The 21,430-nt window shown below is 47.8% G+C and carries 15 protein-coding genes; 10 read left to right on the forward strand and 5 right to left on the reverse strand.

What is annotated here, in order from left to right; translation table 11 throughout:
- The first annotated feature begins 11 nt into the window (after positions 1-11).
- A complete protein-coding gene (recN, locus tag CBI30_RS00415; protein WP_088526375.1) occupies positions 12-1,682 on the forward strand; it encodes a DNA repair protein RecN in 1,671 nt (556 codons plus the stop codon).
- Here the strand turns inward: recN and CBI30_RS11350 are convergent.
- Positions 1,679-2,446, reverse strand: coding sequence for a [protein-PII] uridylyltransferase family protein (locus tag CBI30_RS11350; RefSeq protein ID WP_276207138.1), 768 nt, complete (start codon positions 2,444-2,446; stop codon positions 1,679-1,681). The genes recN and CBI30_RS11350 overlap by 4 nt on opposite strands.
- Positions 2,406-4,505, reverse strand: coding sequence for a bifunctional [glutamate--ammonia ligase]-adenylyl-L-tyrosine phosphorylase/[glutamate--ammonia-ligase] adenylyltransferase (glnE, locus tag CBI30_RS00420; protein ID WP_276207139.1), 2,100 nt, complete (start codon positions 4,503-4,505; stop codon positions 2,406-2,408). Before glnE ends, CBI30_RS11350 begins: the two co-directional genes overlap by 41 nt.
- A gap of 78 nt (positions 4,506-4,583) precedes the next feature.
- Between glnE and CBI30_RS00425 the strand changes: the two genes are divergently transcribed.
- From CBI30_RS00425 to CBI30_RS00440, 4 genes are read left to right on the forward strand one after another with little or no spacing between them, the layout of a single operon-like run.
- Positions 4,584-8,753, forward strand: coding sequence for a YhdP family protein (locus tag CBI30_RS00425; RefSeq protein ID WP_206075510.1), 4,170 nt, complete (start codon positions 4,584-4,586; stop codon positions 8,751-8,753).
- A gap of 6 nt (positions 8,754-8,759) precedes the next feature.
- The gene (locus CBI30_RS00430; RefSeq protein WP_088526376.1) at positions 8,760-9,593 is read left to right on the forward strand and encodes a carbon-nitrogen hydrolase family protein; all 834 of its coding nucleotides are present in this window, start codon (positions 8,760-8,762) and stop codon (positions 9,591-9,593) included.
- Positions 9,594-9,616: 23 nt separating this feature from the next.
- Entirely contained in the window at positions 9,617-11,107 is a 1,491-nt protein-coding gene (gene tldD / locus CBI30_RS00435) for a metalloprotease TldD (RefSeq protein ID WP_088526377.1), read from the forward strand.
- A gap of 19 nt (positions 11,108-11,126) precedes the next feature.
- Positions 11,127-12,251 (forward strand): 3-deoxy-7-phosphoheptulonate synthase, encoded by a 1,125-nt coding sequence (locus CBI30_RS00440; RefSeq protein ID WP_088526378.1) that lies wholly within the window; start codon positions 11,127-11,129, stop codon positions 12,249-12,251.
- A 42-nt stretch (positions 12,252-12,293) separates the two neighbouring features.
- Here the strand turns inward: CBI30_RS00440 and CBI30_RS00445 are convergent, their stop codons facing one another.
- Complete coding sequence (locus tag CBI30_RS00445; RefSeq protein ID WP_088526379.1) at positions 12,294-12,863, reverse strand: cob(I)yrinic acid a,c-diamide adenosyltransferase; 570 nt, start codon at positions 12,861-12,863, stop codon at positions 12,294-12,296.
- 27 nt (positions 12,864-12,890) lie between these two features.
- On the opposite strand from CBI30_RS00445, the gene CBI30_RS00450 reads away from it, so the two are divergent.
- The 5 genes from CBI30_RS00450 to proC are packed head-to-tail and all read left to right on the forward strand — an operon-like array spanning position 12,891 to position 18,433.
- A complete protein-coding gene (locus tag CBI30_RS00450; protein WP_088526413.1) occupies positions 12,891-14,396 on the forward strand; it encodes an FAD-linked oxidase C-terminal domain-containing protein in 1,506 nt (501 codons plus the stop codon).
- Positions 14,396-15,553, forward strand: a complete 1,158-nt coding sequence (gene glcE / locus CBI30_RS00455; RefSeq protein WP_088526380.1) for a glycolate oxidase subunit GlcE — start codon at positions 14,396-14,398, stop codon at positions 15,551-15,553. The genes CBI30_RS00450 and glcE overlap by 1 nt, the downstream gene beginning before the upstream one ends.
- A gap of 20 nt (positions 15,554-15,573) precedes the next feature.
- Entirely contained in the window at positions 15,574-16,851 is a 1,278-nt protein-coding gene (glcF, locus tag CBI30_RS00460; protein ID WP_088526381.1) for a glycolate oxidase subunit GlcF, read from the forward strand.
- Positions 16,851-17,576 (forward strand): YggS family pyridoxal phosphate-dependent enzyme, encoded by a 726-nt coding sequence (locus CBI30_RS00465; RefSeq protein WP_088526382.1) that lies wholly within the window; start codon positions 16,851-16,853, stop codon positions 17,574-17,576. The genes glcF and CBI30_RS00465 overlap by 1 nt, the downstream gene beginning before the upstream one ends.
- Positions 17,573-18,433 (forward strand): pyrroline-5-carboxylate reductase, encoded by an 861-nt coding sequence (proC, locus tag CBI30_RS00470; RefSeq protein WP_088526383.1) that lies wholly within the window; start codon positions 17,573-17,575, stop codon positions 18,431-18,433. Before CBI30_RS00465 ends, proC begins: the two co-directional genes overlap by 4 nt.
- Positions 18,434-18,440: 7 nt before the next feature.
- On the opposite strand, the gene ubiA is transcribed toward proC, so the two are convergent.
- Together ubiA and recG are read right to left on the reverse strand one after the other, a co-directional pair.
- Positions 18,441-19,298 carry a 4-hydroxybenzoate octaprenyltransferase gene (gene ubiA, locus CBI30_RS00475; RefSeq protein ID WP_088526384.1) on the reverse strand — a complete coding sequence of 286 codons (858 nt, stop codon included), beginning with the start codon at positions 19,296-19,298 and terminating at the stop codon, positions 18,441-18,443.
- 36 nt (positions 19,299-19,334) lie between these two features.
- On the reverse strand, positions 19,335-21,422 hold the full coding sequence (gene recG / locus CBI30_RS00480) for an ATP-dependent DNA helicase RecG (RefSeq protein WP_088526385.1): 2,088 nt from the start codon (positions 21,420-21,422) through the stop codon (positions 19,335-19,337).
- Positions 21,423-21,430: the final 8 nt, after the last annotated feature.

Genomic DNA, 21,430 nt, shown 5'->3' on the forward strand with positions numbered 1-21,430 from the left:
TACGCTAACGCATGCTTCAGACTCTCGCGCTCCATGACTTTGTCATTGTTGACCAACTAGAGCTAGATTTTTCTTCTGGCTTTACAGTCCTTACCGGTGAGACGGGCGCCGGAAAATCTATCCTCTTAGATGCCCTCAGCCTGGTTTTAGGCGAGCGCGCAGATAGCAGTCAGATTCGTGAAGGCTGTAACCGCGCCGAAATTAGCGCCCTCTTTCGGATTGATCCTCAGCAAATGAATCACTTCAATCATTGGTTAGAGGAGCTCGGCTTTCCAATGGAAGATGAAGGGCAAAGCCTGCTCCTCAAAAGAACTGTGGAAACCAATGGACGCAGTCGCGCATTTATTAATGGTAGCGCAGCAACCTTAGCGCAGCTAAGAGAGGCTGGCGATCAACTGGTAGATATCCATGGGCAACATGCACATCAACTCCTGCTCAAAGGAGGTGCACAGCGCGAACTGCTAGATCGCCATGCCAATCACATGGAGTTAGTGAGTGAAGTTGCTCAACTATTTAAAATGCTGAATGATTCTCGTCGTCGACTGGAGCAAGCAGAAAATGCCGGTCAGGATATTGAACGGGAACGTGAGCGCTTGGAATGGCAACTAGAAGAACTCACCGAACTCTCACCGCAAGTAGGCGAATGGACTGCCATTCAAGGAGAGCATGCCCGTCTGGCCAATGGCGCAAAAATTATGAGTGGCTGCCAAGAGGCAATCGATGTTTTAAGTGATGCAGAAAATTCAGTGGAGTCCACCCTCTCCAAAGCCAGCTCCAATATGAGTGCCTTGGCAGAGCATGACTCCGCGCTGAGCGATATCAGTCAAGCATTGGAGTCTGCTCAAATTCAGATTGATGAAGCAGTTCATAGCCTGAATCGCTATTTACAAAAGCTCGATTTAGACCCAGCGCGCCTCAGCGAGGTAGAGGATCGGATGCAAGCACTCCATGGTGCAGCTAGAAAATATCGCACTGAAGCGGATGATTTACCAGCACTCCTAAAGGAAACTGAAGAGCGCCTAGAAGCCCTCACTGCCTCTCAAAATATTGAAGCCTTGAGAGAAAAGGTCAAGCAGGAAGAAGTGGCTTATCTCAAGCTTGCTAAACAGCTCTCACAAAAACGCAGTAAAGCGGCAGTCGACTTAAGCAATCAAGTTACAACCGCCATGCAAGACTTGTCTATGGCTGGCGGACAACTCGAAATTGCATTGCTGCCTTTAGCTGACAGCGGAGCCCATGGACTTGAGCAAATTGAATTTTTAGTTGCCGGTCATGCTGGTAGTACTCCGCGCTCATTGGCTAAAGTAGCCTCGGGTGGCGAGCTCGCTCGTATCAGCCTAGCCATTAGCGTAATCACTAGTAAAGCTTCATTTACTCCAACACTCATATTTGATGAAGTAGATGCCGGCATCGGCGGCGCCGTTGCAGAGACCGTTGGAAAATTATTACGCCAACTAGGCGAGTCCCATCAAATTCTTTGCGTTACCCATTTGCCGCAAGTCGCTGCGCAGGGCAACCACCATTTAAAGGTCAGCAAATCTCAAACGGGCGATAAAACCCTTTCGCAAGTGAGTCCACTCGGAAGATCCGAACGAGTAGAGGAAGTAGCTCGCATGCTCGGCGGGGCTACGATTACTGACACCACGCGTCGTCATGCACGAGAGCTACTAGAGCAGAACTAAGCTTTTCCAATATCAGAAGGGGCAAGAAATATTTCTTGCCACAAGGCGAGCACTACTTTCCTCGCCTCAACTAGTTGTGGCTCTAACCCCAAATCTACACGCGTCTTATCAGCGCCATCTAATCGCAATCGATGTTGTCGCGCGCGAAGAAGACGATAAGCATCCCCGACTTCTTGGGCGGTCTGCATCTGAATTAATCCCACCTCCCCAGCAATACGCAACAGGGCAATGTTTCCGAGATTGCCGATTAATTGTGGGCGGGTATTTGAATATCCCAAAACTAAAAATTGGACAATAAATTCAATATCAACCATGCCGCCGGCATCATGCTTTAAATCAAAATCAGCGCTAGGGTTGGGATGTCCAGCATGAACTTTGCGACGCATTTCTAAAATCTCGAGACGCAGCTGACCAATATCTCTCTTCTGACTCAAGACCTCAAAGCGTACATCATCAAAGAATGTGCCGACCATTTCGCATCCCGCAGAGAATCTTGCTCGCGTAAGGGCTTGGTGCTCCCACACCCATGCGGCATTGTCACCTTCGCGCAATTGATATTTTTTAAATGCAACTGCATTAGTCACCAAGAATCCAGCGGAGCCGTTAGGACGAAGGCGTGTGTCGATTTCAAATAAACTTCCAACCGACGTGTAGGCCGTTAACCAATTAATCATCCGCTTTGCGAGCAGGGCATAAATTTCTTGAGCCGCAAAATCAGCTTCTTCAGCTTGATATAAAAAAAACCAAATCCAGATCTGAGGCATACCCCAGCTCTTTGCCGCCCAGCTTTCCATAAGAGATCACTGCAAATGGTGCGGTCGTTCCTGCAGGTAAATCAAACTTCTTAGCAACGCCAGGCCAAACGCGCTCAAAGGTGGTCTGCAATATTAAATCTGCTAAAGCAGACAAATGATCGCTGACTTTCTCTACAGAAAGCTCATGATCAACTCCAATCCCTAAATCTGCCAATAAAGTAATAAAGGTTTCGGTGTGATGGGTCACGCGCAAAATATCCATCGCCTGCTCAGAGCCATCTCCATCTAGCATGACATCGTCAAGACGCATGTCTAAAGTGGTTTTGACCTCTTCCCAATACTGCTCTGGATGCTCAATCAGCGCCTTCTCCGTGCGTGAGTTGAGCAAGTAATCCAACAAGTGGGGGTGTCGAGTTAAATATTCCGCACCCCATTGAGATGCCTTAAGCAGATCGAGGACATTGGATAAGGCCCGAGGATATTCAGACAAAATAGATAAATAGGCGCTACGTCGCGCAACCGCCTCTAATAAATCAAAGAAGCGAAGCAAAGTCAGGTCTGCACAATCAGAAATAGACTGATCTGCTTGTAAGCTGTCCGCAGCCTTGCGAATAAGGTTATTGAAAATTAACCTACTTTTCTCAGGCAACTGTTTTTGCTTATAGCTATCAGCCCAAGTCAACCAGCGAGCTGCAGACTCCGAGAAGATTGCGCTATCAGGTTCCCATCCAACCGGCAATGACGTATTGTCTAAACGTGCGGCATCATCGAGCACAAATGCTTTTTCAAAATATTGGGCAACTGCCGCTTGATGTTGATCAAGCTCACTCAAGAAGTCTTTCTGCTCTTGAGTCTCATTAGGACCGACCATGCTGGAGGCTAAGCGGGTGCGGGCAACTTCATCCTCGGGCAGATAGTGTGTCTGCTGATCCTCCCAGACTTGAATGCGATGCTCTAAGCGCCTTAAATAAACATAAGCTACCTTTAAGGTATCGACCTCTTCGGCAGGCAAAATACTTTGCTGCTTGATCAGATCCAATACTTCTAAAGTGGGGCGAATTCGAAAACGCGGATCGGTACCACCGCGCATTAATTGAAACATCTGCGCCAAAAACTCAATCTCACGGATACCACCACGGCCCAACTTAATATCTTTTGATCGACCATGGTGATTCGATGAACGCTTATCTGCCTCATGCTGTATTTGCGCATGTAGATCTCGAATAGAGGCAATAACTCCGTAATCTAAATGACGTCGGTATACAAAGGGGCGAATGAGTTGATCTAACTCCCGTTCGCAATACGCAAACGCAGGCGCACCAGGCATTGGAGCAATCAATCTACCCTTGATCCAGGCGTAGCGCTCCCATTCCCTGCCCTGAACCAGTAAATATTCCTCGAGCATATCGAGACTGCAGACCAGCGGACCAGAATCTCCATTGGGTCGCAAGCGCATATCCACCCGAAAGACAAAGCCATTTTCATCATGCTCCGCCATGAGCTTAATTAAGCGCTTACCCATACGCGTAAACCATTCATGATGAGACAAGCTCTTGGGTGCACCCTGAGTCTCCCCCTCATGCTCGTATAAAAAGATGAGGTCAATGTCAGAAGAAAGGTTTAGTTCTAGACCGCCCAACTTGCCCATGCCAACCACCATTAAGGGCATCTCTGCATCAGTGACCTTACTCCAAGGAAGTCCAAAACGCCTCTGCAGATCTTCCCGAATGTAGGCAATCGATAGGACGACCGCCTCCTCTGCAAAATGACTCAGGGCATGTGTGACCTCCTTTAAATCAGCTTTGCCATTCAGGTCTCGGAAGGCAATCCAGAGCATGAGGCGCTGCCTAGCTAGTCTCAGGCTCGCCATAAATTGAGCCTCATCCTGCTCTGGTGAAGCTAGGGCCTCCTGGCAAGGGCCTAATAAACCCCTAATTCCACCCACATCCACTTTTTGAGCGCCCTGGATACTGAGCCATTCCAGCCATTCAGGGTGAGAATTCAGCCAGCGTTGCGCGTAACTGGAATGTTGCTTTAGAAATTCAATTTGGCTGGCAAAATTTGTCATTTCTCCATCTTAATCTGACTCTCGACCAAAACCTCAGAAGCTTGGCGATCGCCCAAAGGCTGACGGATAATAGAGCCCATGCTTAGAAACATCATCCGGACTCGCCTGCAGAGCGTGCTTCAAAGACGTCCTCCAGGTTCTGGTGGACGCTGGCGTAAGCGTGCCCTGATTCTTACTGGTGTCACTCTAGCTTTTTTTGTAATAGGCCACCTTGGGGTACGTTTCGTTTTATGGCCTCAGATTGAGAAATCAAAACCCACCTTAGAGCGCTTAATGAGTGCTCGCTTAGGTACCAATGTCACCATGGATGAGGTCCAAGTCTCTTGGACTGGAATTCGTCCGAGTTTCGTCATAGCAGGCTTGAGATTTAACAGCTCAAATGTCACGCCCAGCCCTTTACTCATTCAAAATATTAGCGGGCAACTCAGCTGGCTTTCCTTCTATTACTTAGCGCCCTATTTCCACGAGATTACTCTTGATCAGGTGCAGCTATACGCACAACGTGATGCAAAAGGTGTGGTCTCGATCGCCGGAATTCCAATACACGGCAAAGCCGATGATTTTTCTACCGAAAGCTGGCTACTCGCTCAAAACGATATTCAAATTAACAATGCCAAAATATTTTGGGAAGATCAACAAGGTCGAAAGCTAAAAACTACAATTGATATCCAAGAGCTTCATTTAAGCAATGGCATTCGCAGTCACGAAGGAAAATTGATTGCGCAAACTCCATGGAGTTCAAACTCCATCAAAGTTCAAGCCAACTTTGTGCATCACCTTGGCGGGCAAGCAGGCAATTGGCATGATTGGGTTGGCGCTTTTTCATGGGATCTCGTCGATGTAAACCTTAGCCAAATCTCTCGGGATATTCGGCTTCCACTATATGACTTGGGTGGAAAAATCAGCTCCAAAGGAAGCTTGAAGCTAGATGGCGGCAAGACTGATGGCGGGCAGATGTCTTTGATAGCGGATCGCATCAAGGTGCAGCTGAATAAAGATGATGACCCCATTGAGTTTGGTAGGCTCGAGACGGATCTAGTACAGGATACGGATGGTGGAATGAACTCCATCACCACCAAAACATTGGCATGGCGAAATATTGACAGCCCCGCGACCGCACCGCTTGAAAATTTAAGTCCGATAACCTTCCGCTGGCGTCCGCCAAACGAAGGTGGCGAAATCAAAGAGTTCGGCTTCTCATCGCCAAAAATACAGATGGAAGATATTACGCTGTTTGCACTAAACCTTCCTTTGCCGAAAAAAATTCACCAATGGATCAAGATCTCTGAGGCGGATGGAGAGCTGCAGAATTTAGAGATCAATTGGTCTGAAAGTCAATCTGCTTTATCGGCTCTGCCAATAGCGGGCAATTGGTTTTCTGCCAATAAATTGAATTTCACTATCAGCGCAAAATTGAGTGACATTAGCTTCACCGGAATCAATAAATCAATGCCCTCGGTATCCCATTTATCCGGAAACCTGACTAGCAATCAAAAGCAGGGGAACTTTACGATTAACTCCAGTGACCTTGAGATTGAGATAGGTGATTTTTTATCTTCCCCGCAGATTCAATTGGATCGCGCAAAGGGTGAGATCAGTTGGGCCAAGCAAAAAGGGGGTTGGCTGATCAATGCCAAGCAACTCCAGCTCAGCAATCCTGAAATCACGACCAACCTAGATCTAAGCTATCTCATCAGTGCATCCAAGCAGCCTGATCAGATGACGCTCGATATGGAGTTAGTTAAGGCAAAGCTAGCTACCGCACATCGCTATCTGCCAGTAGGTATGGATAAAGAGAGCCGCCTTTACCTGAGCAAAGCCTTTGAAGCTGGGGATATTCAAAATGGCTCTTTGCACATTAAAGGCGATCCAAATCAAGTGCCTTACCCGACCGGAACAGTTGGAGAGCTAAGCTTACACCTACCTTTTTCTAGGGCAACTTTCAAGCCAGTCCCTTTGCTACCAAAAAGCCAAGGGGTTTGGCAAGCATTTAGCAACGTCAGCGGCAATATTGATATGAAGCAGTCAACTTTAAGCGTTGAGATCGACAAGGCAAACTTTAAAAAAGTAATACTGACCAATATCAAATCACAAGTTCCTAATCTCAGCGCTAAACAACTAACCTTACTCATCAATGGCTTTGCGAATGGTGACGCAGCCGAGATGATGGAGTACCTCATCGCCTCCCCAGTTGGAGTACAGCAACCCAATCTAGCTAAAAATCTTTCACTTACTGGCCCTGTAAGCCTTGATCTTGGGTTAAAAATCCCGCTGGCGGGAAATGATGATGCTAACGTAGATGCCAAACTAACATTGCCAGGCAACAAGGCTCAATGGGGAGATATCCCTCCACTAGAAAACCTGAAAGGCAAGGTACGCATTACCGAAAAAAATCCAGAGTTTGAAAATATCAGCGCAAACTTTCTCGGCGGCTCCCTAAAGATTTCAAGTGCGCCATCTGCGGCAGATAACTCCAGCTTTAATATCAGTGGTGATATCAATGCAAGCTCCATTAAAGAGTACTTAGTAGAAAGCCAAAAATCCCAAATAAGCTCTGCATTAATTCATGCAATGAGTGGTTCAGCTAGATATGATGGCCTGATTAATTTTAATAAAACTGGTAGCCAAACCAATCTGAAGTTCGATTTACGCAACTGGGCAAGTACAGCACCCGCACCCGCGAAGAAATTGGCTGGCACTGCAATGCTTGGACAACTGACCTTACGAACTTACCCTGCCGGCAAATCCAATGCCGTACGTGCAGATTTATCAGGTAAATTGGGAGACCAGTATTACCTCTTGGGCAGTCTAGATTCAGAAAATAAATTGAGGACTTCCTTAGGCATTGGAGCAAGTACCAACCTTCCGCCGGATGGATTTGCACTGCATGTAGCAAATAATGAGTTAAATCTGGATACCTGGGTTGAATTTGTGAGCACAACAAAATCAAGTCATAAAACAGCGGAAGCAAAAAAAACTGATACTCCAGAAAGCAATATTCAAGTCTCCGCACAAATCAAAAAACTAATTGCTTTTGATCGTGAGTGGAATGATTTCAACTTAAACTCCCATGAAAAAAATGGTGTGTGGCAGTTGCGCCTCAACGCCCCCCAAATTGCTGGCCAAGTTCAATGGCATCCAAGCAACCCAGATCAGCCAAGCGGATTGATAAGTGGTCGCATTTCGCGCCTCAAATTACCCGATCCAGCTCTAACCAGCGATACCGCGACTCCACAAAGCAATAAAGTGGTGGAAAAATTAAATAAGACGCCGCTGAGCCCCAATGCAATCCCTAGCCTAGATTTAACAATAGATGATTTGATCTGGACAAAGGCGAAATTGGGTGCGGTCAAGATTAAATCTAAAACTTCACAGGATCTATTGAAGATTTCATCTATCGAAATCAACAATCCTCAAGGAAGCTCCATAGTTACGGGGCAATGGATTGGTAAAACCCAAAATGGAGCCGAGCAAAGCAGCATTGCTGCTGAGGTCAATGTAAAAGATGCAGGTCAGATGATTGCGCATTGGAGTAACACCAAATCCGTAGAAGGCGGAGAAGGAAAGGTCACCGCCAACTTAACATGGTCAGGTCCGATATTTACCCCAATTTATGACTCCCTTGCCGGCAATGTCAGTATCAATCTTGCCAAAGGTCGATTGTTAGAAGTCAATACGGATGGAGCTAAATTATTAGACGTTCTGAGTTTGCAGAGTTTATTTAGATTCGCGACGCTAGATTTGAAGGGTAGCCTTGGAAACTTAGCTACTAAGGGGACACCGTTCAACACCATTACTAGCAACTTCGAGCTTGCACAAGGTATCGCGCAAACTCAAGAATTTACGATGATTCTTGATCAAGCTAGAGTGGCAATGACCGGGCAAATTAACGTTCCGAAAGAAACGCAAGATCTGCGTATCACGATCTTCCCCACTATTGATGCCACTGCAGGCTCGCTGGCTGCTTTTGCAATTAACCCCATCATTGGCCTTGGAGCGGTATTGGGGCAATACCTCATCACCAACCAAATTAATCGCACGATGCAAACGGATTATTTAGTACAAGGTTCTTGGGAAAACCCAGAGGTAATCCCGCTAGACCAAAAAGGCCAACCACTCGATGCTAAAACACTAGAGACGATTCGCACAAAAAATCTGCTGAAAGAGCAAACTAAACCTAACTTGCCAAATTCAGTACCTACACCGCCCCCAGTGAACCAAAATATTTCGACCCAAATGCCAGGCTAAGCCACTATGAATACCCTTGCAAATGCTTCGGAACTAAAAATTGCATCGATACAAATGGTATCGACACCCAAGCTAGATGAAAATCTTGAGGTTGCTGCACGCTTAATTAAAGCGGCCTCTGAATGCGGGTCTCAGCTGGTAGTGCTACCAGAATATTTTTGCTTAATGGGGCTGAACGATACCGACAAGGTAAATGTGCGTGAAACCCCTGGGTCTGGCCCGATTCAAGAGCGGCTCGCTGCAATTGCACAAGAAAATAATATTTATCTAGTTGCCGGCTCTATTCCTCTTGAGGCTAAAGAATCAAACAAAGTTCTCAACACATCCCTGGTATTTAATCCACGGGGTAAGCAAATTGCTCGATACGACAAAATTCATTTGTTTGGTTTTCAAACGGATACAGAGCGTTACGAAGAATCTGAAACCATTGCGCCCGGTAGTCAGCCAAGTCAGTTCCAAATTACTGTCAACGGGGTAGCTTGGCGCTTTGGTTTAAGCATTTGCTATGACTTGCGCTTTCCAGAGCTTTATCGCTCAATTGGCGAAGTGGATTGCCACATTATTCCTGCGGCCTTTACCTACACCACTGGTAAAGATCATTGGGAAATTCTTCAGCGTGCCCGCGCGATTGAAAATCAATGCTACGTCCTATCATCGGCGCAAGGTGGCGTTCACCTCAATCAACGACGGACTTGGGGTGAGAGTATGCTAATTGATCCCTGGGGGCAGATATTGGCTAATCTCCCGCAAGGTGAGGGATTTATTACGGGCACGCTCAGCAAAGATAAATTAAAAGAGGTACGCTCTAAGCTACCCGCACTGAAACACCGCAGGCTTTAATAAAGAAAGTTCAACAGAACAAAATGAAAGCACCAGAAGCATTATTTCCAAGCAATTGGACTAAGCCTAAAAAACAGGCTGACCTTCTCAAGCTAGCAAAATCTATTCTGCTTGAGCCAACTGGCCTTTCTGAGCAAGATTTGCATCGCACTTTTGGCAACATGTTTACACACCAACTAGATGACGCCGACCTTTACTTTCAGCACACCCGTAGCGAGAGCTGGAGCCTTGAAGAAGGTATCGTTAAGTCTGGAAGCTTTAGCATCGACCAAGGTGTTGGTGTGCGAGCAATTTATGGCGATAAAACTGCCTTTGCCTACTCCGATGAAATTAATTTAGAGGCTTTAAATAAGGCAGCGAAATCCACTCGAGTAATTGGCCCTCAAGGTGGCAAGCAGGCTATCGCTAGCAAAATCTTTACCCCCGTGTCGAACGGTCTTTACTCAGACCTAAACCCTCTGGACTCACTTGCGCCGCAAGAAAAAATTGCTTTACTTGAAAGTATTGAGCGTCGCGCAAAAGCACGTGACCCACGCATCATTCAGGTGATGGCCAGCCTAGCTGGTGAATTTGATGTTGTACTTGTAGTGCGAGCCGACGGTCTATTAGCCGCCGATGTGCGCCCGCTGGTACGAGTCTCAGTGCATGTGATTGCCGAGCAAAATGGTCGTCGCGAATCTGGATCTTCAGGTGGTGGTGCACGCCATGATTACCACTATTTCAATACTGAACTGATTAATCAATACGTTGATGAAGCTGTCGATGGAGCGCTGATTAATCTGGACTCTCGTGCTGCCCCAGCCGGCCCAATGACTGTAGTGATGGGGCCAGGATGGCCTGGTGTATTGCTTCATGAAGCTGTTGGTCATGGCCTTGAGGGCGATTTCAATCGCAAGGGCTCATCCGCTTTTGCTGGCTGTATTGGACAACGTGTTGCCGCTAAAGGGGTTACCGTAGTGGATGATGGCACACTGTCCGGTCGTCGTGGTTCGCTCAACATTGATGATGAAGGCACCCCCACCCAGTGCACTACGCTAATTGAGGATGGTATTTTGAAGGGCTATATCCAAGACAGCCTCAATGCCCGCCTCATGAATATGCCCCTCACCGGCAATGGTCGGCGGGAGAGCTTTGCCTCCCTACCCATGCCTCGGATGACCAATACCTATATGTTGGCGGGGAAAGATGATCCTCAAGAGATCGTGGCCAGCATCAAACGCGGCCTATACGCGGTGAACTTTGGCGGTGGTCAAGTGGACATTACCAGTGGAAAATTTGTGTTTTCAGCCTCAGAAGCCTATTGGGTAGAAAACGGCAAAATTCAGTACCCAGTCAAGGGCGCTACCATCATTGGTAGCGGTCCTGAATCCTTAAAACAGGTGTCCATGATCGGAAATGACCTGAAATTAGACGGCGGCATCGGGGTTTGTGGCAAAGAAGGTCAAAGCGTCCCAGTGGGTGTCGGACAGCCCACTTTACGTATCGATAGCCTGACTGTCGGGGGAACCGCTTAATACGGCTTAAAATAGCCGCATGAGCCAACAAAATACTAATCCCGCCAACTGGTACGCTGCCGTCGACAAAACGTCGGATACAGACGATCAACGCATTCACAACATCACTGTTCTGCCACCACCAGAGCATTTGATTCGCTTCTTCCCGATTTCGGGCACACCAACTGAAACGCTAATCAGCAAAACACGTAAAAAGATTCGCGACATCATTCATGGCAAAGATGATCGTCTCTTAGTGATCATTGGACCCTGCTCCATTCATGATCCCAGTGCAGCTTTAGAGTACTGTCAGCGACTACTCGCTGAGCGTGATCGTTTTGCCGGTGAACTTGAAATTGTGATGCGCGTCTATTTTGAAAAGCCTCGCACTACGGTTGGCTGGAAAGGTTTGATTAACGACCCCTACCTAGACGAGAGCTATCGCATTGAAGAAGGTCTGCGTATTGCACGTCAAGTACTCATGGAAATTAATCGCCTTGGTATGCCTGCCGGTAGCGAATTCTTGGATGTGATTTCTCCGCAATATATTGCCGACCTGATTTCTTGGGGCGCTATCGGGGCACGCACAACCGAGAGTCAAGTTCACCGCGAACTTGCTTCAGGTCTTTCTGCCCCAATTGGCTTTAAGAACGGCACTGACGGCAATATTAAAATTGCAACTGATGCTATTCAAGCAGCTAGCCGTCCACACCACTTCTTATCAGTACACAAGAATGGTCAAGTCTCTATCGTAGAGACTAAGGGCAATAAGGACTGTCACGTCATTTTGCGTGGTGGTAAAGAACCAAATTATGAAGCCCAGTATGTTCAGGCAGCCTGCGCTGAGCTAGACGCAGCAAAGCTTCCAGCCAGCCTGATGGTTGACTTGTCGCATGCGAACTCTAGCAAGAAGCATGAACGTCAAATTGTGGTGGCAGAAAATATTGCCGAGCAAATTGAATCTGGCTCACATCAAATTTTTGGTGTGATGATTGAAAGTCACCTCAATGATGGTGCGCAAAAATTCACACCTGGAAAAGATGATCCGAATAAGTTGGAGTACGGCAAAAGCATTACTGATGCCTGCATCAACTGGGAAGACTCAGTCAATGTATTGCAACGTCTTGCGTTAGCGGTGAAAAATCGCAGAAAAGCTAAAAAATGATGTTTCTTTGAATATTGTTTTATTTTCCTAAAAGAGACTAATTTACTTAGTCTCTTTTTTTTCATGCTTCCACAGAATATCTTGGCCACCAGCTGCGCGATTGAGCACACGCGATAAGACAAATAAAAGATCAGACAAGCGATTGACGTATTGACGCGGAGCATCATACAAGGGCTCCACCCAACCCAAACGCACGATTGATCTCTCGGCGCGCCTACAGACCGTACGACAGACATGCGCTTGAGCGGCGGCGCGCGTCCCGCCAGGCAGAATAAATTCTGTTAGTGGGGGCAGAGTGGCATTGTATTTTTCAAGCCAAACATCCAACTGCGTTACATGCTCTGGTTTGAGCAGAGTGTAATTTGGGATGCAAAGCTCGCCTCCCAGGTCAAACAAGTCATGCTGCACTTGCAAAAATAAGGTTTTGAACTCGGCAGCGATGCCTTCAGGAATGGATTCAGTCATCAAAACCCCAATTTCGGAGTTCAATTCATCGACATCTCCCATAGCGCAGATACGCAAATGATCCTTCTCTACCCGGCTGCCATCGCCAAGTCCAGTCATACCGGCATCACCGGTTCTTGTGGCTATTTTTGAAAGTCGATTTCCCATGAAACTAATTATAGGTAAATGGCTAAAATGATTCCTATGAATATGGTGACCCCACCCCCCGAGCTAGCGACTATTACCGCCCTTCAATCCAAATTGGTTTCCGCCTTACGACCGGTCCTCCCAGCACATGCCTTGCTATGGGAGCCTGAGGACACGATTCCCTATGAATGTGACGGTCTGGCAGCCTATCGGCGCATGCCATTGGCAGTTGCCTTGCCAGAGACCGAAGACCAGGTCGCCCAAATTCTGAAGATTTGCTTTGACATGCAAGTCCCCATCGTCCCACGAGGGTCGGGAACCGGGTTATCTGGTGGCGCCATGCCAATCTCCCAGGGTTTAGTTCTATCCCTAGCCAAACTGAAGAAGATCATCAATATTGACCCTTTCACCCGCACTGCAGTGGTTCAGCCAGGAGTTCGTAATTTAGCCATCTCCGAAGCAGTCGCCCATCTTGGCCTGTATTACGCGCCAGACCCATCCTCGCAGATTGCCTGTTCTATTGGGGGTAACGTAAATGAAAACTCTGGTGGAGTGCACTGCCTTAAATATGGCCTCACCCTTCACAATGTTTTGAAGGTTCGCGGGATTTTGATGAATGGTGAGATTGTGGAATTTGGCAGCCTTGCTCCAGACTCTCCAGGACTTGATTTATTGGCAATCGTAATGGGTAGTGAAGGCATGCTGACAGTTGTGACTGAAGTTACCGTCAAGCTGATTGCTAAACCGAAGTTAGCGCGGGTCATCATGGCTAGCTTTGATGATATTGAAAAAGGTGCAGATGCTGTTGCCGCCATTATTGCCGCCGGCATTATTCCTGCTGGCCTCGAGATGATGGATAAAGCGACTACCCGCGCCGTGGAAGAATTTGTGCATGCGGGTTATGACCTCGAAGCTGAGACCATCCTGCTTTGCGAGTCCGATGGCACACCAGAAGAAGTGGCTGAAGAAATCGAGCGCATGACTAAAGTGCTGGAGCAAGCTGGTGCCAGTGGCATTCGGATCTCTCAGAACGAAGCTGAGCGGCTCCAGTTTTGGAGTGGTCGAAAGAATGCCTTCCCTGCAGCAGGACGATTGGCGCCTGATTACTACTGCATGGACGGCACCATCCCCCGCAGAAATATTGGCACCCTACTGAGGCGCATTCAGGGCATGGAAAAGAAATATGGTCTCGCTTGCTTGAATGTATTTCATGCGGGTGATGGCAATATGCATCCATTGATTTTATTTAACGGCGCTGATCAAGAAGAGTGGCATCGCGCTGAAGAATTTGGTACTGAAATTTTAGAAGCCTGTGTTGAGCTCGATGGCACGATCACTGGTGAACATGGCGTTGGTATTGAAAAGATTAATTCAATGTGTGTGCAGTTTGGTGAAGGTGAGCGAGAATCTTTCTGGGGCGTGAAGGCTGCCTTTGATCCAGAAAAACTGCTCAACCCCGATAAGGCTATTCCTACTTTAAATCGTTGCGCTGAGTATGGCCGTATGCGCATCAGCGGAGGCAACTTACCGCACCCAGAGTTGGAGCGCTTTTAATGTCGAACTCCAAATATAGCACCAACATGCATATAGATTTATTTCGAGAGCAAATTCTCGCTGCCGCCAAAACCAAAACACCTCTTTCCATTCAAGGTGGTGGCACTAAGTCTTGGTACGGTAATGCGAATACTTTTACTACGCTAGATACGCGCCCTTACTCCGGAATCCTGGAGTACCAACCTGAAGAGCTCGTGATTACAGCTTGCGCTGGTACACCATTAAAAGAGATTGAAACAGCTCTAGCCGAAAAGAATCAAGTGCTGCCCTTCGAGCCACCTTACTTTGGTGACGCTGCAACTTTTGGTGGTGCCATTGCTGCAGGGCTAGCGGGTCCCGGGCGGATTAGCGCTGGTAACTTACGTGACTTTGTGCTGGGTGCGCGCATCCTAGATGGAAAGGGCCAAGACTTGTCCTTTGGTGGCAAGGTCATGAAGAACGTTGCAGGCTATGACGTCTCACGTTTACTACCTGGCTCCATGGGTACCCTATCACTCTTGCTGGAAGCCTCTGTAAAAGTACTGCCACGACCAGCTGCAACAACTACTCTGCGCTGTCATATTTCTCAAGCACGTGCTTTGCAGCTCGCAAATGAGTGGGCTGGGCAGCCCCTACCTTTATCAGCAAGTTGCTGGATTGGAAGCTCAAAAGATGGTGATGGTGAGTTCACTATTCGTCTGGCTGGCGCGGCTGCCGCTGTTAAAGCAGCCATTCCGCTGATGGGCGCAGCAGTTCATGCAATAGAGTTAGATCCAAAAGCTGCAGAAGCATTCTGGAGAAACTTGCGCGAGCAAGAGCTACCCGCTTTTCACAACCTCAATAGTAATGACGTCCTTTATCGATTAGCGCTACCTGCAGAATGCGGTCCAGTCACCATCCCCAAGATGAGTGATGAGATTATTTTGGAGTGGCATGGGCAGCAACGCTGGTTTACGGCGCCAGGTGATGATGCGACATTTGCGTCTATCAAAGCGCTTGCTAATGCCAACGGTGGACATGCCACATGCTTTAAGCAAGGCGCCAATGTTGATCCCACTAAGCAACGCTTTACCCTATTGAGCGAACACGCGCACTCAGCAGCACTAGAGGCGGTACAAGCACGCCTCAGGGCCTCCTTTGATCCCGCTGGTGTATTTGCAACTTCACGCCTTCCTTAAGCGCCTCTTTTAGTAATCCTATGCAAACTCAACTCGCCCCTCAATTCGCCAATACCCCTGAAGGTATAGAAGCTGCCAGAATCCTTGGTAAATGCGTGCACTGCGGTTTCTGTACTGCTACCTGCCCCACGTACCAAATTCTGGGCGATGAATTAGATGGCCCACGCGGTCGCATCTACCTCATTAAACAAATCGCAGAAGGTCAAGTACCTACTGAGAAAACACGACTGCATTTAGATCGCTGCCTCACCTGCCGCAATTGCGAAAGCACTTGCCCTAGCGGCGTGCAATACGGCAACTTGATTGATATTGGTCGTAAGTGGGCAGAGGAAAATACTCCCGAGCGCCCTCTAAATCAACGTCTCACACGTTGGGCCCTCAAAGAGGGTTTAACAAGCCCTAAGTTATTTAATTCGGCAATGGCAATTGGTCGTCTAGTACGTCCACTTATGCCAAGTGGCATCAAGCGCAAGATTCCAGAAGCTAAAAATAAAGCTCTCAATATAAATACGGATCCTTACGCTAGGCCACAAACAAGCCACTCTCGCAAGATGTTGTTGCTTGAAGGCTGCGTTCAACCTGGCATGCTACCTAATATCAATTCCGCTACTGCGCGTGTTTTGGATGCACTCAAGATTCAACTGATCAGCGCACCTAATGCCACTTGCTGTGGTGCATTGCGCTACCACTTGAACGATCAAGCCGGTGGACTAGATAACGCCAAACAAAATATCGATGCCTGGTGGCCTCTGGTTGAACAAGGCGCAGAAGCCATTGTGATGACAGCATCTGGTTGTGGTGTCATGGTAAAGGACTATGGACATCTGTTTGCAAATGATCCGCAATATGCTGCCAAAGCGAAGAAGATCTCCGATCTCACTAAAGACATCTCTGAAATACTGCCAACACTTCAAAGTGAGCTCCTTGCTTTAGTGGGGTCAGATCCCAAGTCAGGCGTGGTCTATCACCCTCCCTGTACCCTACAACACGGGCAACAAATTCGCGGAAAAGTAGAGGGGCTTTTAAGTGGTGTTGGTATTGGCGTACGCTTATGTTCCGATAGCCATCTCTGCTGTGGCTCTGCAGGCACATACTCGGTAACTCAACCTGAATTATCGGAACAATTACGCAAAAACAAATTGAGCCACCTTCAAACCGCTTGCGAAGAGTCTGGCGCCCAAGTAATTGTTTCTGGAAATGTTGGCTGCATTACGCACCTTCAACAAGACGACACACCAGTGCTCCATTGGATTGAGATCATTGATCAGTTGATTACCCAACAACGTCTGACAAAATAATGAGTCAAGTTACCACCAATCTGATGTTGGTAAAACAACGACTTGAGTTAGCAGCGATAGCAGCAAAGCGTGAGCCAGAGGATATCCAACTGCTCGCAGTCAGTAAGACCTTTCCTTCCAGGGCAGTTGAAGAGGCAATGCATGCTGGACAAACTGCTTTTGGTGAGAACTACGTCCAAGAAGGTGTAGAAAAAATTCAGCAACTCGCCAAATTGCGCCCTTGGCTTGAATGGCACTTCATTGGCCCGCTCCAAAGCAATAAGACTCGAGAAGTAGCGGAGCATTTTGATTGGGTTCACAGCATTGATCGACTCAAAATTGCAGAACGCCTATCTAGTCAACGCGGGGAATTTCCAGAATTAGCAGAGCTGCAGGTTTGCGTCCAAATTAACGTTAGCGAAGAAGAAAGTAAAAGCGGCATCTCGCTCGAAGAGGTAGAAGTGCTTTGCGATGCGATCGCCAAATTACCCAATATTGCACTTCGCGGATTAATGGCCATCCCCGCACCCAGCGAAGATGTTCGCCAACAGCATCAGGCCTTTGCAGCGGTCCGAGAGTGCTTTACCGGGATTAAGGCAAAACACGCAAACGATGTCGGGTATGATTTTTTCGATACCCTATCAATGGGAATGTCCGATGATATGGAGGCTGCAATAGCCGAGGGCAGCACCATGGTACGTATAGGAAGTGCCATTTTTGGGAAGCGCGATAAGATAAAAGCATGAGCACACAACACATCAATCAGAATGCCCACATTACCTTTATTGGTGGTGGCAATATGGGTCGCGCTTTAATTAGCGGACTACTAGCGAATGGCTTTGAAGCCAATCAACTTTCCGTAGTTGAAGCTAATGCCAGTACCGGCCTGCAACTACACCAAGATTTTGGTGTCCAGATTATTGGTGCTTTAGAGCAAATCGCTTTTAACTTTTCCAAGAACAATGTCGTAGTCATGGCGATCAAACCCCAAGACTTCAATGTAGTCGCCAAGTCTCTGAGTGCCAAACTCAAACACGCAACTGCGCCCGGTCCACTAATCCTGAGTATTGCTGCTGGCATTCGTCTTAAAGACATGAGTCGCTGGCTTGACCATGAGCGTTGCGTTCGTGCTATGCCTAATACGCCCGCCCTCATTGGCAAAGGAATTACAGGGCTCTTTGCAGATGCGGCAGTCAATGCATCTGACCGCGCTCTTGCGGAAACCATCTGCACTGCAGTCGGTCAAGCAGTGTGGGTGAATGAAGAAAAACTGATGGATGCTGTTACCGCTGTTTCCGGGAGCGGGCCTGCCTACGTCTTTGCCTTTTTAGAAGCCATGCAATCTAGTGGCGAGAAACTCGGACTTGATGCGGCCACTGCCCGCAAATTAGCTTATGCAACCCTAGAAGGTGCTACCCAACTCGCCCATAACTCCGATGAGCATGCAGGTGTATTGCGCGAGAGAGTGACCTCAAAAGGCGGCACGACTGCTGCAGCCCTAGATATGCTCAAGAAACTCGATTGGCATGGCGCCCTGGAAAAAGCCATTGATGCCGCCAGTCAACGTGGCAAAGCTATGGGTGATGAACTAGGTAAGAACTAAAGGCGAGCTAAATACGAGCTAGTCCCAAGAGGATTCCTAAAAATAGGAATCCGCCTAACCAATTGTTATGACGAAATGCTTTGAAGCAATCTTCACGCTTACGGGTGGAAACTAGTTTGAGATGGTAGACCGCACAAGCCAGTGCCAACCCCCACCCAAGCCAAAAGTAATCGCTCAGGTTTGCAATCTGGGCAACCCATGCCTGACTTAGCAATAAGATACCGTAACTCACGGCAATTGCCAGCACATCAAAACGCCCAAAGGTAATGGCAGAAGTACGCAAACCTAAACGCAAATCATCATCGCGATCAACCATGGCATAAGCCGTATCGTAAGCAATGGCCCAGAAAATATTACCGATAAATAAAATCCATGCCTCTGCTGGAATGAAATCGAGCACAGCCGCATAGGCCATCGGAATCCCAAAGCCAAAAGCAATTCCAAGGACCGCCTGTGGAATAGCAAAGAAGCGCTTGGTAAAGGGGTAAACAATCGCAACCGCCAAAGCAAAGAAAGAAAGCTCCTGAGTGAGGGCATTCAAAGGCTGAATCAGCAAAAAGGCGATCAGCGCCAAACCGCCAGCAACAAGCAAAGCCTCTTTCCCGGAAATCTTGCCACTCGTAATGGGTCGATCTTTGGTGCGTAATACATGGCGATCAAAATCGCGATCTGCATAGTCATTTATGGCGCAACCTGCACTACGCATTAGAAATGTTCCAAGGGTAAAAATAATTAAGAGATGCCATTCAGGGAAACCGCCGCTCGCCAACCAAAGGGCCCATAAGGTTGGCCACAACAACAGCAGTGTTCCGATCGGTTTATCCAAACGGATCAAATAGGCGTAAGCTATAAAACGATCGCGCATTAGATAAATAGTCTTTTCATAGTCATGACGTAATTATCAAGCCTTGAGAAACTCAGTGCGAGATCCTAGCCAACGCTCTAGGTGTCTTTCCACTAGGTCGCCATGCTCAGCCAACAAACGATCGGCAGCTATTTGCGCCAATTCAATTAACCAAGCATCTCGCTGAAGATCCACAAAACGCAACATCGCATCGCCGGATTGTTTGGCCCCTAAAAGCTCGCCTGGACCGCGGAGTGATAAGTCCCGCTCTGCAATTACAAAACCATCCGAAGTTTCTCTTAAGGTTTGTAATCGCTCTTTTGCTGCTAAAGATAATGGCTCTGCGTACATCAAAATACAAACTGAATCTGCTGAACCACGTCCTACGCGCCCCCTTAACTGATGAATCTGCGCATAACCAAAGCGTTCGGCATGCTCAATTACCATCAATGCAGCATTAGGCACATCTACACCCACCTCAATGACCGTAGTCGCCACCAGCAGTTGAATCTCGTTGGCTTTGAAGGCAGCCATGACAGTAGCTTTCTCTTCACTTTTTAATCGACCGTGCACCAAACCCACTTTGAAATCAGGTAATGCTTTCGTGAGCTGCTCAAAACTTTCAACGGCGGTCTGTAATTGCAATACTTCGGATTCTTCAATCAATGGACAAACCCAATAGGCCTGCAGACCCTTAACCAGCCAATCATGTAAGCCGCCAATCACCTCATCCCTGCGAGCAGCCTTAACAACCTTTGTAGTAATGGGTTTGCGGCCTGGTGGAAGCTCATCAATGACAGAAACATCCAAGTCAGCATAGTAGGTCATCGCCAGCGTGCGAGGAATTGGGGTGGCTGACATCATCAGCTGGTGGCAATAAAACAATTCCGAACCAACGCGTTGCTGAATCTCTAAACGCTGTCTCACACCAAAACGATGTTGCTCATCAATCACCGCTAAACCTAGCTTTGCAAAACTCACCTTATCCTGAATGAGTGCATGTGTACCAATAATGAGTTGCGCATCACCGCCCCCTATCATCTCTTGCGCCAGTCTTTTTTCTTTGGCCTTTAAGCTTCCCGAGAGCCAGGCAATCTTGACACCCAAAGGTTCGAACCACTCCCTCATCTTAAGATAGTGCTGCTCAGCCAGAATTTCTGTCGGAGCCATGATGGCTGCTTGATACCCATGATCCATGGCGCGTGCTGCGGCTAAAGCGGCAATGACTGTCTTCCCACTTCCCACATCGCCTTGTAATAAACGATTCATCGGAAAAGCATTGGACAGGTCAAGTCCAATCTCAGACCAGACGCGAGTTTGAGCGCCCGTCAACTGGAAAGGCAAGACTTTGAGTAAGCCCTCTTCAATGCTTGAACTTACTTTGCTTGCCTTGGTTTTTGGTTGATCTTTCTTAAAACTAGGGGCACGTCTTTCTCTACGAATAGCATGCGCCCGCTTTAAAGAAATCTGTTGTGCCAACAACTCCTCAAACTGCACACGACGCCATGCAGAATGCGTACGCTCAAGTAGTGACTGAGTATTTGCATCAGCCGGTGGTTGGTGCAAATAAACGATTGCTTCTTGCAGTGGAGGCCAATCATTGCTTGGCAAAATTTCTGCCATTAATTTAGGCGGGAGAAATTCTGCCAAACTTTCTTTCAAACTGGCATCGCGTAAAGCTTGCAGGACTGCTTTCCGAATAATGGTTTGGGATATACCAGCGCTGGCGGGGTATACCGGGGTCAAACTGGCGGATAACGGCGCATCTGGAGTGACGGCACGAACGATGGGATGCACCATCTCCGCACCAAGGTAGCCCTCTCGCACCTCGCCACGCACACGGACATGACTGCCGACTGCCATTTGCTTTTGCTGGCTAGGGTAGAAATTCAGAAAACGGAGTTGAAGTGAAGCGGTATCGTCCTCAATCGTGACTAAAAGCTGTCTTCTAGGGCGAAACAGGACCTGATTCCGAATCACGACGCCCTGAGTCTGGATGGATTGAAACCTTCCAAGCCCTAGAGCCTCCTCAATCGTGAAAAGCTCAGTCTCGTCTTCATAGCGAGATGGCAGATGCAAAGCAAGTGCCATAGGGCTGTTTAAACCCATCTTTTCGAGTGTAGTTGGCGGTCGCTTAGTCGTCATCGTTAAAA

Origin of the sequence: Polynucleobacter aenigmaticus, from assembly GCF_002206635.1 — a bacterium.
Classification (GTDB): domain Bacteria; phylum Pseudomonadota; class Gammaproteobacteria; order Burkholderiales; family Burkholderiaceae; genus Polynucleobacter; species Polynucleobacter aenigmaticus.

Bases quoted from the DNA above. Each gene is read 5' to 3' on its own strand.
- glnE (WP_276207139.1), bottom strand. From the start codon at position 4,505: ATGACAAATTTTGCCAGCCAAATTGAATTTCTAAAGCAACATTCCAGT.
- tldD (WP_088526377.1), top strand. From the start codon at position 9,617: ATGAAAGCACCAGAAGCATTATTTCCAAGCAATTGGACTAAGCCTAAA.
- CBI30_RS00425 (WP_206075510.1), top strand. From the start codon at position 4,584: ATGCTTAGAAACATCATCCGGACTCGCCTGCAGAGCGTGCTTCAAAGA.
- ubiA (WP_088526384.1), bottom strand. From the start codon at position 19,298: ATGCGCGATCGTTTTATAGCTTACGCCTATTTGATCCGTTTGGATAAA.
- recG (WP_088526385.1), bottom strand. From the start codon at position 21,422: ATGACGACTAAGCGACCGCCAACTACACTCGAAAAGATGGGTTTAAAC.
- CBI30_RS11350 (WP_276207138.1), bottom strand. From the start codon at position 2,446: ATGCCTCAGATCTGGATTTGGTTTTTTTTATATCAAGCTGAAGAAGCT.
- CBI30_RS00430 (WP_088526376.1), top strand. From the start codon at position 8,760: ATGAATACCCTTGCAAATGCTTCGGAACTAAAAATTGCATCGATACAA.
- proC (WP_088526383.1), top strand. From the start codon at position 17,573: ATGAGCACACAACACATCAATCAGAATGCCCACATTACCTTTATTGGT.
- glcE (WP_088526380.1), top strand. From the start codon at position 14,396: ATGTCGAACTCCAAATATAGCACCAACATGCATATAGATTTATTTCGA.
- CBI30_RS00445 (WP_088526379.1), bottom strand. From the start codon at position 12,863: ATGGGAAATCGACTTTCAAAAATAGCCACAAGAACCGGTGATGCCGGT.
- CBI30_RS00440 (WP_088526378.1), top strand. From the start codon at position 11,127: ATGAGCCAACAAAATACTAATCCCGCCAACTGGTACGCTGCCGTCGAC.
- recN (WP_088526375.1), top strand. From the start codon at position 12: ATGCTTCAGACTCTCGCGCTCCATGACTTTGTCATTGTTGACCAACTA.
- CBI30_RS00450 (WP_088526413.1), top strand. From the start codon at position 12,891: ATGATTCCTATGAATATGGTGACCCCACCCCCCGAGCTAGCGACTATT.
- glcF (WP_088526381.1), top strand. From the start codon at position 15,574: ATGCAAACTCAACTCGCCCCTCAATTCGCCAATACCCCTGAAGGTATA.
- CBI30_RS00465 (WP_088526382.1), top strand. From the start codon at position 16,851: ATGAGTCAAGTTACCACCAATCTGATGTTGGTAAAACAACGACTTGAG.